Genomic DNA, 13079 nt, shown 5'->3' with positions numbered 1-13079 from the left:
ATGAAAGAATTTTTGATGGAAAAGATACAGACCTCCCAACCATATACCAATGCCGAACTGGATTGGTTGTTGGAAAACATCGGCCATCCAGACCCTGCTATACGCGACGAACTGGTCTATGCTAGTTTTTGCCACATCTTTTTGGGGGGCTTGATTACAAGAGAGCAAGCACAGTCGCTACTGCAATTCTCTCAAGAAACCAAGCCATTTTCCCCAGAAGGTTCCACACAAAAACGAAGTTTTACTTGCCTACTTTACTGTCTGTTGCTGTCTGTCGATAATGAGCCAGAGTCTATTTATCATGCATTTTTAAGCACTAACGACCGTGAGCTACTCTTCCAGCAGGCCTTGGATTATTTGGCGATTGAAAATGACTGGTCTGGCTACGATGAAAAACTCGGTTGGATCCATACCGTTGCCCACGGAGCAGATTTTCTTCTGGCTGCAAGCTGTCATGATCAATTTCCCGCTGAAAAAAGCAAAGAAGTCTGGCAAACTATTGTCACTTGTCTAACTAAACAAAGTAAAGTTTTCTCAGCTGGCGAGGAAATCCGTCTAGCACAAATTCTTATATATTTACTACTGAATGAAAAAGTAACCAGCCAAGAGCTGACAGGATGGATTAGCAAGCTGGACTTTCCAAATCAAGAACCAGTAGACTACTTCCGGTGGCTCAATCTCCAACATTTTCTGTCTAGTCTTTACTTCCAACTTAGGTCACATCAAGCATCGACCGAAGAAATCGAACAGGCTATTGAAGGAAAAATTGAACCAGCATAAAAGAATTGGCCAAGCGACCAATTCTTCTTTTCTATCCCTTCCAGTGTTTAACTGGATCAAAGGCTTCTCCGACTACTGCGGAGTCGTCTAATTCGATAATACCACGGACTTGTGGGGCGTTTGGTAGAGCCAATTCACGCGGACTGCACATCATACCAAAGCTATTTTCACCACGTAGTTTTCCTGAGAAAATCAGGCTACCGCTCGGCATCATTGCCCCCGGAAGAGCCACAATGGTTTTCAATCCTTGGGCAGCATTTGGGGCACCAGCTACGATTTGCACCGTTTTGTCCCCAACATTGACCTGACAGATATTGAGGTGGTCGCTGTCTGGATGAGGAACCAATTCCGCAATCTGACCGACTACGAACTTTGGAGCATTGTCGTTAACCAAGCCTTCAGCAAAACCTTCCTTAGCCAATTCAGCATTCAAGGTCGCAACTTGCTCGTCTGTCATGAAAACTTGACCATTTCCAGCAATCTCAACCAAACTTGATGCTTCAAAAATATTCCAGGCTACTGTTTTTCCTGTGTCCTCTAGGAAAACACGCGCCACTTGACCCTTGCGTTCAAACTGAACAGGCTGCCCCTTGTCTTCAGCCACAATCACCATAAGGACATCGCCAACCTGTTCTTTATTATATGTAAAAATCATTTCTTTTTCATTTCTCCTTTATGCAAATAGACCGGTCAAGCCTTTCCAAAGATTTTCAAAGAAGGCACCGATTTTTTCTAAAATCCCTGAATCTTGTAGATTCTTATAGGCTTCTGAAATTTGTTGCTCCGCCTGTTGCTTGAACTGGTTGAGCTGGGCAGCAACCTCAGCCGAATCAATAGCAGAGGTTTCCTGATAAGCTTTGGCAAATGTGACTAGCTTAGAAATTTCATCTGCTGTGATGACATTTTCCAAACCGTTATTGGCCAAGACATCGTTAATCATAGTATTGATGTCTGATTCGGAAGCTACCTGACCATTAGACTTTTTGTAGTCGGCAAGAGCTGTCTTGATTTCTGCTACTGCCTTATCCAAGGCCGAACTATCAAAATTAGTGTCACCTGTGTGAGCCGTTGCCACTTCATTGACTGTCTCTAGCTCCTGTTGAGCTACTTCAGTTCGAGCGGTATCAACTGTTTCACCATTGGCTGCAAGAGCCTTGTAAACACCTGTCAGGGCGGACTCTCCCGTCACCTGAATGGGTGCCGCAACGTCAATCAAGACATCTGTCGCACCAGCTGTAATAGCCGCATTGGCATACTGCGTTTCGGTAATCAAGGTGATGTTCTGCGGAGTCTTGATATCCACCACAACCCCTTTGCCAGCGTCCTGCTTTTGCACCAAGACAGACGAGTAAAGAGAGGCCGTGTCCGCTCCAGATGTACCTAAATATTGGTCCATATCCGTACCAACAACCACCTGACGACTGACATTATTAACATCCGAAATACCAAATAGATTGTTAACCTCTGTTGCCTGCGCATCTGACAAACCTCCACCGTAGGCCAGTGTTGGCTTGCCCCATTTTTCATTGATAACATCTGTTTGAATCTCAGCCTGCACCAAGGGAGCAAGACTCAAACCCAACCCCAGCACCACAGGTGCTAGAAGGATTTTTCCTAGTGATTTCTTCATGTTCTTTCCTTTCTTTTGGGAAATGGCAGAGCTTCTCTGCTAATTTATCTACCCAACCCAGATAAGAAGTTCATGATTTCTTCCTTGGTCTTGCGATTCTTATCGACAAAACGACCGATTTCCTTACCATTTTCCAAAACAACCAGACTTGGAATGCCTAAAATAGCCCATTCCTGTGCCAAAGGCATAAAGTCATCTCGGTCCAGTTGCACAAAACGGAAATCTGGAAAAGCTTCTTCGATAGCTGGCAAATGCGGTTTGATATAGTGGCAATCTCCACACCAAGTCGTCACAAATAGAAAAACAGTTGGCTTACCATCTTCAATCAAGGCAGCTACTTCTTCAAGATTTGTTGGAAAAATCATCTTTCTTCCTCCCTGTACTGAATAGAACCTTTGGTATTTTCAAATAAAAACACCTGTCCTGCCTCCATCACAACCCCGCCAATAAGCTGGTCACGAGTTGAAGCTGTTTCATCCACATAGACCGTGGCAATCTCTCCTAAATCAGCGAAAAAGTCACGCACCTCCTGCAAGGCCTGTGCTTTTTTACGGTCTTCTTGGATTTTACGGTAAAATTGAGCACTAGCGGTGAGCACACCTGCCCCCAATAAGCCTGCTAGTAAGGCTGTCTTTTTCTTTTTCATGTTGACTATTTTATCATATTTCCCAGGATTTTTCCCAAAAATGCCATTGGACTTGTGACAGCTGAGACAAACATTTTTCTATATTTTCAAGACAAGTCTAGCTCTTCGTGATAAAATAGTAGTAATCATGTCATGGAGGAAGAAGAATGACTCTTTTTGAAAAAATTAAAGAAGTTACAGAATTGCAAAGCTTACCGGGATTTGAAGGACAGGTTCGCAACCACATCCGCCAGAAAATCACGCCACATGTGGACCGCATTGAAACAGATGGGCTAGGTGGAATTTTTGGCATTAAGGATACGGCTGTTGAAAATGCTCCTCGTATCCTAGTGGCCGCTCACATGGATGAAGTTGGCTTTATGATTAGCCAAATCAAGCCAGACGGTACTTTCCGTGTTGTTGAGCTAGGTGGCTGGAATCCTCTGGTTGTTTCTAGCCAAGCCTTCACTCTTCAGCTGCAGGACGGTCGGACCATTCCAGCCATCTCAGGCTCAGTACCACCTCACCTTTCACGGGGGGCTAACGCTCCTGGCATGCCTGCCATTGCTGATATTATTTTCGATGCTGGTTTTGCCAATTATGACGAAGCCTGGGCTTTCGGTGTTCGTCCGGGGGATGTCCTCGTTCCCAAAAATGAAACTATCCTTACTGCCAACGGAAAAAATGTTATTTCTAAGGCTTGGGACAACCGCTATGGTGTCCTTATGGTGACTGAATTACTGGAAAACCTATCCGGTCAAGCATTGCCAAATCAGTTGATTGCTGGGGCCAATGTGCAAGAAGAGGTTGGCTTACGTGGAGCTCATGCTTCTACAACCAAGTTCAATCCAGACATTTTCCTTGCTGTTGATTGCTCACCAGCTGGCGACATCTATGGCGACCAAGGAAAAATTGGTAACGGAACTCTGCTTCGTTTCTATGATCCAGGTCATATCATGTTAAAAAACATGAAAGACTTCCTCCTCACAACTGCCGAAGAAGCAGGTGTCAAATTCCAATACTACTGTGGTAAAGGTGGAACAGATGCCGGTGCAGCCCACTTGAAAAACCATGGTGTTCCATCAACGACAATCGGCGTCTGCGCTCGCTACATCCACTCCCATCAAACTCTCTACAGCATGGATGACTTCTTAGAAGCTCAAGCCTTCTTGCAAGCCATCGTTAAAAAACTAGACCGCTCAACGGTTGATTTGATCAAGAGTTATTAGACAGTTATGCAAAGCGAAAAAGTCCCCTATGATCGCTGAGTCTACCCAACTAGTAAAAAATAATATAGCAGTAAACGCTCTCTAACCTGTATCGTCATATTATGGTATTCACCGATAAGTCTGAGCCTACTATAAGAAACAAACCTATAGCAAACGAATCACCAAAGTTAAGTTAACATAGCGTTTGCATTTTACAAGTAATCTGATATAATGGAAATAGAAAAGGAGTTGGTCTGCAAACCAACCCCATGTAGAACCGTTAAAAAGACGGCGGCTCGTATTACAGATTTAATTCGTCCTACTCGCGCAAAAGTGGGGACGGATTATTTTTTGTCATTATCTTTGAAGATTTTATAGCACAAACCAATCAAAGCAACTGTGAAACCACCGAAACTTAAAATCATCTGCACAACTTCAAAAGCTGTCAAAAGAACGCTCCTCCTTTCCGTCAGATTTTGATGAATTGCCCATAGGCATCACCTCACTTTCAGAAAATCAAGAGCTACCGTCTTCACTTTTCTACTCATCTAGTGTATCATATTTCATCCCTAAAAATTGTTGGAATAGCGTAGTCTTTCCGAAATTTTTAGCAATCCAAAAAATCTTCCTACTGTCATAGTAAGAAGATTTTTTTCATATTCGCTACCTATCCTTGTTTGCGTCTTCTTGCACTTGCAAGACCAAGACTAGATAATACTGCCACACCTGCGAGTGCCAACAAACTTGTTTGCTCCCCTGTGTTTGGCAAGGCCTTAGCACGTTCTACACGTGAGTATGTCACTTTTTCTCCAGTAGCTGTTTGTGTCACGGTGACACCTGCTTGTGGGTTCGCCACCACAACCTTACCGTCAACAACTGTCACATCTTGACCTTTATCAAGAGCGTCTTTGACTGCATCAATGTTGATAGCTGGTTTTTCAACAGCAGTTGGTGCATCTTTTGGTACTGCAACAATTGTTCCGTCTGGAAGTGTTGCAATGACATTATCTTTTGCTTTGTCTTCAAGGTCTTTGAGTTTGTCGTACTCTGCTTGAAGTTCAGACAATTTAGCTTTTTCTTCAGCAAGTTTAGCAGTAACAGTTTCAAGTTTGTCTTGTGCAGTTTCAGCTTTAGCTTGTGCGTCTACAAGAGCAGTTTGTTTTTCAACAAGTGTTGCTTGTGCGTCAGCAAGAATAGCTGGTGCTTCAAGATAACCTTTCAACTCAGTAGCAAGTGCTTTTGCTTCTTCAACCAAGCGGTCTTTTTCTGCAAGAAGAGTTGCTTTTTCTTTGTTCAAGCTATCAAGTGTTGCCTTTTGTGTAGCAAGCTCAGCTTTAGCTGTTTCAAGAGCAGTTGCTTTTGCAGTAGCAGTAGCTTGTGCTTGAGCAAGGTCAGCTTTCGCTGTATCAAGTGCAGCTTTCTTAGTTGCCAAATCAGCTGAGAAGTTGTCAACTGCTTTTTGTGCATCTGCCTTGCGAGCTTCTGCATTTTGAAGTGCAATTTCTGCAAGACGTAGGTTGTTTTCAGCAACTTGTGTTTGAAGTGGTGTTGCAGTAGCATCAGCAAGAGTTTTTTCTGCTGCGGTTTTTGCTTCAAGTGCGGTAGCGTAATCAGCACTTGCTTTAGTCAATTCAGCTTTAGCTGCGTCAGATGCAGTTTGTGCTACTGTGAGAGCTGCTTGAGCTTGAACTAGAAGCGACTGAAGTTTGACTTTTTCATTGGAAACCTGTTCTTCTAGTTGGTGATATTTAACCTGTGCTTGTTCTTGTAATGATTCCTTTTCAATTAAATCACTTCGTAAACGTTCTAAATCATTAGATAAGGTTAAAATACTAGATTTTGAATCTTTTAGTAGGTTTTCTTGACTTTCCAACTCCTGTCTTGCCATTGCAACAGTATCAGTTCTTGTTGCCAGTTCTTCTACTTTTTGAGAAGCCAACTCTACTGTCAATTGTTTTTCTTGAACAATCTGTTGACTATTAGCTAGTTTGTTTTGGAGTTCAAGTAGCTCTGATTTTGCTTTCTCCAACACTTCCCTCAGGTCATCAATCTTCTCCTGATTTGCTTGTGCTCTTGGTATGAGTGAATTTAAATAACGTTCGTTAGTATAATTGTATTTATCGCTATCGTTTTCTTCCTTAGTTCCATATGGACCGATTGCAATTCTACTAAAGGTATGTACTTGTAAGACTCCCCCAACTGTGATGGAAAAACCAAAGCCAACTGTTCCACTCTTATAATCCATATTTAATTTAGCGTGACCATCATAGTAATGAGCATCATTAAGAGTTGAATTAGTGATAGAGGTAATTAGAGCTTGCTTGAGATGATACATACTATAAATAGATTTTTTCTCACCCTGACCCGGAACAGAATACCTGCCCGCGCTATAGTAATTTTCTACAATTGAAGGACCTCCGAATTTATCCAAGATGGAAAGCACATGCCCTCTCGGATGCTTTGGTAAGTTACTATATGCTTCTACGATATTCTTACTAATTTCGATACTACCTGTTGTGATAATTGAAGGTGCAAATGTATCCGATTCCCCAGCCTTTTGACTAGTTTGATAGCGCAAATCATTTAGAATTCGAGCTCCAAGCTCATTGATTTCCACATAGTCTTCAAAACTCATATTGTGAATATCTACTAAGCGATCCTTATCTGATTCTGGAGCAACTTGAATAGAACCGTCTACTTGCCCCATCCGCTTATCGCCAAAGATTATTGCGGCTTTCTTATATAAAGCATCCGTCTCTTGCTTACGTTGACGATACAGACTTTGTTGCTCAGATGTCAATTGTTTGAACTCTTCAGAATCCTCGGAAGTTATCACTATTTCAGGTCTACCAGGACGCAAACTCCAACGAGTTAAACTTGGTGATAACTCAACTCGATAGATCCCTGTTAAATCTTTACCAACCAGATTTTCCTTTAATTGCTCTAGTTCATTCTGCTTTTCCTTGTACGCTTCTTCAGTTTTCGAAAGGGCTAATGTTTTTTCTGATAGATCGCTAGTAGCTTCCTCTAGTAATGATCTTTGTTTAGATAATTCCTCTTGTGCAGTTGCCAACTTTTCTTGCAACTTGCTCTCTTCTTCAATAGCTTGATTAAGATTCTCAGTAGCTCTATTAACAGCACTAACAAGACTATTCTGATATTCTTTTTGTTTGTCTAGCTCGCCTTGGGTATCTTCTACCTTCGTCTTTACGTCTTGGTAGGCACTCTTTGCTTCTTCAGCTACTTTCTTTGCCTCTATGAGTATCGTTTGTTCTCGAAAATTATCAAAATTCTTACTTGCTTTTTGAAGATCTTCCTCAGCTTTTAATAAATTCGTCTCAGTAATACTTTTTGCTTCAGTTGCAGTCGTCAATTTTGCTTTTGCTGTATCAACAGCATCTGTTTTAACTGCCAGGTCAGTTGTTGCTGCGTCAATTGCAGTTCGGCGGTCTGCATCTGCTTTCTTAGCTGTATCAACAGCTGTAGTAGCAGTTGTAACGTTGTCTTGTGCAGTTGTGACATCTTTAGTTGCTTGGTCAAGGGTTGCTTGAGCTTCAGCAAGACCAGTACCAGAAATAGCGTCTTGAGCTGCTTTTACATCAGCTTCAGCAGCAGTAACGGCGCTATCAGCTTGGGCTTTTTCTGCTTGAGCAGTATCGACCGCAACTTGTGCGTCTGCAACTGTCTGTGTTTGTGATGCGATTTCAGCGTTGACTTCATCTGTTTCAGTAGCGTTAGCAGTTTGGTCTGCAAGGTTAGCTGCTTGATCAGCTTGGTTAGCTGCAATGTTTTCTGGTGTTGTGTTAACAGCATTAGCTTCAGCGTCTTTGACAGCTTGGGTTGCGGCGTCAACGTCTGCTTGAGCAGTGGTAACAGCTTGGTTAGCTGCGTCTGCATCAGCTTGAGCGTTAGTTGCATCTTGAGCAGTAGCATCAACAACAGCTTGTTGTGCATCAATAGCTGGTTTAATATCAGCTGATGTTTGAGGCGCTTCCGCAACAGTTGTTTCAGTTACTGGTGTTTCAACAGTTGATGCTTGAGTTTCTAACCATGAGGATAAACCTGCGTTTGCTTCGTCATATGTAGAGTATGTACCGTTTGGTTCAGATTTTACAATTTCGCCTGTGGTACGATTGACAGTTTGCCACTCGCCTGTCACACGGTTTAAAACAATACCATATTGTGTATCTGCTGATACGGTAGACGCACCAACGGTTGCAAGGGTGATAGCAGTGGTTGCGGCGATCGTACCATATATATACTTGTTCTTTTTCATTGTTTCCTCCTGTTTAGGCTAATAGGAAGGGCTTGGCCGAAGTGTCAAGCCCTGCTATACTAGTATAGCAGGGCTTTTGTCAAGTATTTTGCATGATTTTTAAGAATTTTGTCAAAACATTTTTTGGAAAAATTTTAATATCAGAATAACTTTTCTAAAATATACTTCCTCACATAGGTAATGAAATACAATGACCCCGTAATCAGGTAGAGTTTTTGAGGATTGTCCAAGTCCGCCTGCTCCAACCATTCCTGATAGGTCTGAACTCGTTCATAGCCTGACGGATAATCTTCTAACTGTACCGCTCTGAAATCGTCAAAAGTCGTAACGCTAACAGGTCCAAATTGACTGAGCTGGGACAACATCTGATCGACCGGCTTGGTATTGATGGCTGCAAAGAGGATTTCAATATCCCTGTCAGCATACTTTTCTTCCAAGTGTTGTGTCAGGACGGCGATGCTTTCATTATTGTGGGCTCCGTCAATCATGAGATTAGGTCTAATCAACTCTAAACGGCCCGGCCAGATGGCTTGGGACAAGCCCTGGCGGATGGTTTCATTGGTAATTGTTGGAAAATAAGGTTTGATGAGCTGGGCAGTTGTCACTGCCAAGGCTGCGTTGACCTCTTGGTGACGCCCCTGCATCTGTAGTCTCAAATCCTCAACTCGACCGAAGGGGCTTGAAACTGCAAAGCCTGCTCTGCTATTTTCCAAAAGAATCTCCCGCCCCACCGCATAGGTCGGATTCTGAAGCTGACGAGCCTGCTCCTCAAAAACTGTCACCACTTCTGGCAAATCGGTCGCATAGAGGAGGGGAACCCGCTCACGCAAGACGGCGACCTTGTGACGGGCTATGGCTGCGTGAGTCTCCCCCAAAAATGCCTGATGATCCAAGCCAATGGACGGGCAAACTACTGCCAATGGGGCAAGGACATTGGTCGCATCCTGCAAACCGCCCATGCCTGCCTCCACCAAGAGAATGTCGGGACGCTGGTAGTAGGCAAAGTAGACAAACATAGCCACTACTACAATCTCAAACTCCGAGATGGCATCCAGTCCAGCCGTCTGGTCCAAGTCCTCAATCAAGGGTTGCAAGTCTGTCACAATCCTCGAAAAATCTTCCTCTGAAATCATCTCTTGCTTAAAGACAATCTGCTCTCGAAAATCAATGATAGACGGTGATGTAAAGCGGCCGACGGTGTAATCCGAAGACCGTAAGATAGACTGTAACGCATTCAAGGTCGAACCTTTACCATTTGTCCCTACGAAGTGAACGGTCGGAACTTGAAGTTGGGGATTGTCCAAGCGTTCCAAAATCCAGTTGACACGTGCAATCCCGTGTTCCAAATCAGAAGCAGGGCGATTCGATAGCCACCGGCGAGTTTCTTGATAATTCATGATTCCCTCTCTATAAAAAGCAACAGGGGGATGACCTGTTGCTTGATACTGTTTTATTTAATGCCCATTAACTTGGCCAATTCAGGTATTTTTTGTAAACTTGGCAAGATAAGCATGGTCACGACAATCCGTAATGGAATTTCAAAAACTGCCTTAATCAGACGACTGCTATACAGAACAATCCAAGGTGTTCCAAAATGGAAATGGAGGGCAATCGGTGTCATGATAAAGGAAATTACAACCTGAATCAAGACAACAACCCCTGCAACATAGAGCCAATCAGCCTTGTTCTTGGTGTCTAGCGGTTTTCGATAGAAGAACCAGCCGTAGATAAAAGCCGATACCGCCTCAATCAAAATCCAAGTGAAGAGGACTGTTTGCCCGCTAAACAAGACAAAGACTGGGTCTGAAATAGCCGCAAAGACAGCTGCCCAAACCGGACCCGCAATAGCTCCCAAAATAGTATTGGGAATGAAGGTAAACTGAACCTGTAAAGTATCAGAAATCCGAATAGAGAAATAGTTCTCCACAATCATGACCAAGGCAAGGGTCATCGCAATAGCAGCCAACAACTGCACCGTTAGTTTTGGAATTTTCTTTTCCATAAAAAATGCTCCTTTTTCAAAAAATGGAGCTGTCGTGTGTATTCGACAGCGGATGCAATGGTTTACCGCGCTGCTCTCAGCCAGGACCAATGTTCCTACTCTAGGAGACATCAGATACAAGCAAAGATCAGCTTCGTTATGTGGCAACATCCCATCCACATACACTTGACGCAAACCATCTACTCTGTGCAAATTTCTTTGCTAGTCTATTGTATCACACACTATATATTTTGACCACTTGCTAAAAACTATACCTTTCTAAAGGTATAAACTATAAGAGAAACTGGCAGTCTCCGACTACCAGTTCGTTTTTCTTATTTCAAGCGTTCCACTTCACGCGCAATAACCAATTCTTCATCCGTCGGAATAACCAAGACACGAACTTTTGATTCTGCCGTTGAAATGTCACCATAGTTGCCAAATACATTCTTTTCTGGGTCCAACTCAATACCGAACCAAGACAAGCCTTCTACTACGTCATTGCGCATAAGCGGTGCATTTTCACCCATACCTGCCGTGAAGACAATAGCATCTGCCCCATTTAAAACTGCAAGATACTGACCGATAAATTTCTTAATACGATCAATGAAAATATTGTAGGCCAACACTGCATCTGGATTGTGAGCTTGGATGCCTGCTTCAATATCACGCATATCACTTGAGAAGCCAGATACACCAAGCAAACCTGATTGTTTATTCAACATGTTAACAACGTCTGCAGCATCCTTCAACTCATCAACATTTGCAATCAAGTAAGGAATAATCGCTGGATCAATATCTCCCGAACGAGTTCCCATCATTGGACCAGCTAGAGGAGTGAAGCCCATAGAAGTGTCAACTGATTGACCATGGTAGTTGGCAGTAATAGATACACCGTTTCCGATGTGAGCCGTAATCAATTTTAATTCCTCAATCGGACGTCCCAATACTTTTGCTGCCTCATGCGCTACATAATAGTGACTAGTTCCGTGCGCTCCATACTTACGAACCTTGTGGTCGGTATAGTACTTTTGTGGAATCGGATAAAGATAGGCATGCTTTGGCATCGTAGTGTGAAAGGCTGTATCAAAAACAGCTACATTCAAAACTTCTGGTAGTACTTCCTCAAATGCACGAATTGCTGCTACGTGTGCAGGGTTATGAAGTGGTGCCAAAGCACTTAGTTCTTCAATTTGCTCAACCTCTTTTGGTCCAATAACAGCTGATTCTTTGAAAATCTCTCCACCTGCAACAACACGGTGTCCGATACCAGTAATTTCCTCGTAAGCAGCAATGATGTTGTGCTTAAGCAAGTCTTCTAGGAGAATCTTAACCGCAACCGTATGATTAGGAATATCTAAAACTTCACTTTCTTTCTTCCCATCATACTTAACTGTTGAGATGGAATCGTTCAAACCGATGCGCTCAATAATCCCTGCCGCTAGCACTGTTTCTTCTGGCATTTGATAAAGTTGCCATTTCAGACTTGAACTACCTGCATTAATTGCAATTGTTTTTGACATATCGTTCCCCTTTTTAAAGCGTTTTCCTAATTAGTATAACAGATTTTCACTTAAATTGCATTCTCTTGCTTCCAATTTTTGAAATTGAGCATGAACTTCTGAATCGCTTCTGGTTCTTGAAGACTTTGTAAGGGATAAACAAACGGCGTCAACGATCTTGCAGCTTTCTTTTGCAAGACAAAAATAGACTTGGCCATAGCAGCCTTCCCAAAGAGATTTGGTGGCAGGGCAATCATGGCAACAATATTGGCTTGCTCCTGTAACCAGTCTTTCAGTAAATCGCTTTGCGGACTAGTCAATAAATCATTTGGAGCCAACAAAATCGCAAAGCCATCTTTTTCCAGATATTTGAGGGATTGTTCCATGAGTAAATGATGGGCGTAGGTATGTTCATTTGGGCTGGCGACCTGATAGCGGCTAGCAATCTGGTCATCTGGATAGTAGCCAATAGGCAAATCCGCAAGAATGATTTGGCTTTCCTTCAAAATCTGCGGACGTACCGCATCTCCCTGAGCAAAAGAAATATCTGCCTGCATGACATCCGCAATACTTGCCGACAAATCAATCAAGAGGTCATCCACTTCGATCCCCAAGTAATCCAATTCTTTCTGACTGGCGTTGAGAATGGTCTGAGCTAGATTGCCTGTCCCCGAACCAATTTCTAGAACCGTCACCTTTTGAGTCGGCACCAATTGGTCTACTAGAAAAGATAGGATAAATCCGATAGAGTCTGGTGTGAACTGGTGATTATACTGCATGGGTTCAGTCTGATTGGCCTTGATGAGCAGGAATTGGTAGGCACGACGCCATTCTTCCTTGGTTAAATCTAGTTGTTTCAAGGTCTGATTGTTATTGACAACAAGGTCCGTCTCATGTTGATCAGCTACGTAAGCAGCATTTTGCTCAATCATGGCATCATAGATATTGGTACCTAGCTGGTTTTGGATAGTCTGTACGTTTTCTAATAGCAGGTCGTAAGCCTGTTCGATCTTTTCAAAATTCATACTCCTATCTTATCAAAATTTCACAGACTTTGCACCAAAAAGGAGAGCAAGT

The 13079-nt window shown here is 42.9% G+C and carries 12 protein-coding genes and 1 riboswitch; of the genes, 2 read left to right on the top strand and 10 right to left on the bottom strand.

All coding sequences use genetic code 11. The features are described 5' to 3' along the window. Window positions 1-780: a DUF2785 domain-containing protein gene (locus SST111_RS10985; RefSeq protein ID WP_099811369.1), complete on the top strand. Its 780-nt coding sequence runs from the start codon at window positions 1-3 to the stop codon at window positions 778-780. Between the two features lie 31 nt (window positions 781-811). Here the strand turns inward: SST111_RS10985 and ytpR are convergent, their stop codons facing one another. From ytpR to SST111_RS10965, 4 genes are read right to left on the bottom strand one after another with little or no spacing between them, the layout of a single operon-like run. Further along, window positions 812-1435, bottom strand: coding sequence for a YtpR family tRNA-binding protein (gene ytpR / locus SST111_RS10980; RefSeq protein ID WP_099811367.1), 624 nt, complete (start codon window positions 1433-1435; stop codon window positions 812-814). Between the two features lie 18 nt (window positions 1436-1453). Continuing rightward, window positions 1454-2410 carry a DUF1002 domain-containing protein gene (locus SST111_RS10975; protein WP_099811365.1) on the bottom strand — a complete coding sequence of 319 codons (957 nt, stop codon included), beginning with the start codon at window positions 2408-2410 and terminating at the stop codon, window positions 1454-1456. A gap of 44 nt (window positions 2411-2454) precedes the next feature. Beyond that, window positions 2455-2775 carry a thioredoxin family protein gene (locus tag SST111_RS10970; RefSeq protein ID WP_024375735.1) on the bottom strand — a complete coding sequence of 107 codons (321 nt, stop codon included), beginning with the start codon at window positions 2773-2775 and terminating at the stop codon, window positions 2455-2457. Beyond that, a complete protein-coding gene (locus SST111_RS10965; protein ID WP_044682592.1) occupies window positions 2772-3056 on the bottom strand; it encodes a DUF4651 domain-containing protein in 285 nt (94 codons plus the stop codon). Before SST111_RS10965 ends, SST111_RS10970 begins: the two co-directional genes overlap by 4 nt. 146 nt (window positions 3057-3202) lie before the next feature. Here SST111_RS10965 and pepA point away from each other — a divergent pair, with 146 nt between their 5' ends. After that, complete coding sequence (gene pepA / locus SST111_RS10960) at window positions 3203-4264, top strand: glutamyl aminopeptidase (RefSeq protein WP_099811363.1); 1062 nt, start codon at window positions 3203-3205, stop codon at window positions 4262-4264. 323 nt (window positions 4265-4587) lie between these two features. On the opposite strand, the gene SST111_RS10955 is transcribed toward pepA, so the two are convergent. From SST111_RS10955 to SST111_RS10925, 6 genes are all read right to left on the bottom strand, one after another. Next, on the bottom strand, window positions 4588-4692 hold the full coding sequence (locus SST111_RS10955; protein ID WP_257211909.1) for a putative holin-like toxin: 105 nt from the start codon (window positions 4690-4692) through the stop codon (window positions 4588-4590). Between the two features lie 218 nt (window positions 4693-4910). After that, entirely contained in the window at window positions 4911-8519 is a 3609-nt protein-coding gene (locus SST111_RS10950) for an SEC10/PgrA surface exclusion domain-containing protein (RefSeq protein ID WP_099811358.1), read from the bottom strand. Window positions 8520-8659: 140 nt separating this feature from the next. Continuing rightward, window positions 8660-9916 (bottom strand): bifunctional folylpolyglutamate synthase/dihydrofolate synthase, encoded by a 1257-nt coding sequence (locus SST111_RS10945; protein ID WP_099811356.1) that lies wholly within the window; start codon window positions 9914-9916, stop codon window positions 8660-8662. Window positions 9917-9969: 53 nt separating this feature from the next. Continuing rightward, window positions 9970-10521 carry a folate family ECF transporter S component gene (locus SST111_RS10940; protein ID WP_099811354.1) on the bottom strand — a complete coding sequence of 184 codons (552 nt, stop codon included), beginning with the start codon at window positions 10519-10521 and terminating at the stop codon, window positions 9970-9972. Window positions 10522-10565: 44 nt separating this feature from the next. Further along, a riboswitch (THF riboswitch) is annotated at window positions 10566-10710 on the bottom strand. A 125-nt stretch (window positions 10711-10835) separates the two neighbouring features. Then, window positions 10836-12023 carry an acetate kinase gene (locus SST111_RS10930; RefSeq protein ID WP_099811350.1) on the bottom strand — a complete coding sequence of 396 codons (1188 nt, stop codon included), beginning with the start codon at window positions 12021-12023 and terminating at the stop codon, window positions 10836-10838. 50 nt (window positions 12024-12073) lie between these two features. Next, window positions 12074-13027 (bottom strand): class I SAM-dependent methyltransferase, encoded by a 954-nt coding sequence (locus tag SST111_RS10925; protein ID WP_099811337.1) that lies wholly within the window; start codon window positions 13025-13027, stop codon window positions 12074-12076. Window positions 13028-13079 lie beyond the last annotated feature (52 nt).

The sequence above is a fragment of the Streptococcus suis YS161 genome (assembly GCF_002760245.1).
In the GTDB taxonomy this organism is placed as follows: domain Bacteria; phylum Bacillota; class Bacilli; order Lactobacillales; family Streptococcaceae; genus Streptococcus; species Streptococcus suis_I.
This window is presented reverse-complemented; position numbering and strand designations above follow the sequence as displayed.

What these genes read in the sequence shown, in the direction of transcription:
- SST111_RS10925 (WP_099811337.1), bottom strand. Translation starts at nt 13,027, where the DNA reads ATGAATTTTGAAAAGATCGAACAGGCTTACGACCTGCTATTAGAAAAC.
- SST111_RS10975 (WP_099811365.1), bottom strand. Translation starts at nt 2,410, where the DNA reads ATGAAGAAATCACTAGGAAAAATCCTTCTAGCACCTGTGGTGCTGGGG.
- SST111_RS10970 (WP_024375735.1), bottom strand. Translation starts at nt 2,775, where the DNA reads ATGATTTTTCCAACAAATCTTGAAGAAGTAGCTGCCTTGATTGAAGAT.
- SST111_RS10950 (WP_099811358.1), bottom strand. Translation starts at nt 8,519, where the DNA reads ATGAAAAAGAACAAGTATATATATGGTACGATCGCCGCAACCACTGCT.
- ytpR (WP_099811367.1), bottom strand. Translation starts at nt 1,435, where the DNA reads ATGATTTTTACATATAATAAAGAACAGGTTGGCGATGTCCTTATGGTG.
- SST111_RS10940 (WP_099811354.1), bottom strand. Translation starts at nt 10,521, where the DNA reads ATGGAAAAGAAAATTCCAAAACTAACGGTGCAGTTGTTGGCTGCTATT.
- SST111_RS10945 (WP_099811356.1), bottom strand. Translation starts at nt 9,916, where the DNA reads ATGAATTATCAAGAAACTCGCCGGTGGCTATCGAATCGCCCTGCTTCT.
- SST111_RS10985 (WP_099811369.1), top strand. Translation starts at nt 1, where the DNA reads ATGAAAGAATTTTTGATGGAAAAGATACAGACCTCCCAACCATATACC.
- SST111_RS10930 (WP_099811350.1), bottom strand. Translation starts at nt 12,023, where the DNA reads ATGTCAAAAACAATTGCAATTAATGCAGGTAGTTCAAGTCTGAAATGG.
- pepA (WP_099811363.1), top strand. Translation starts at nt 3,203, where the DNA reads ATGACTCTTTTTGAAAAAATTAAAGAAGTTACAGAATTGCAAAGCTTA.
- SST111_RS10965 (WP_044682592.1), bottom strand. Translation starts at nt 3,056, where the DNA reads ATGAAAAAGAAAAAGACAGCCTTACTAGCAGGCTTATTGGGGGCAGGT.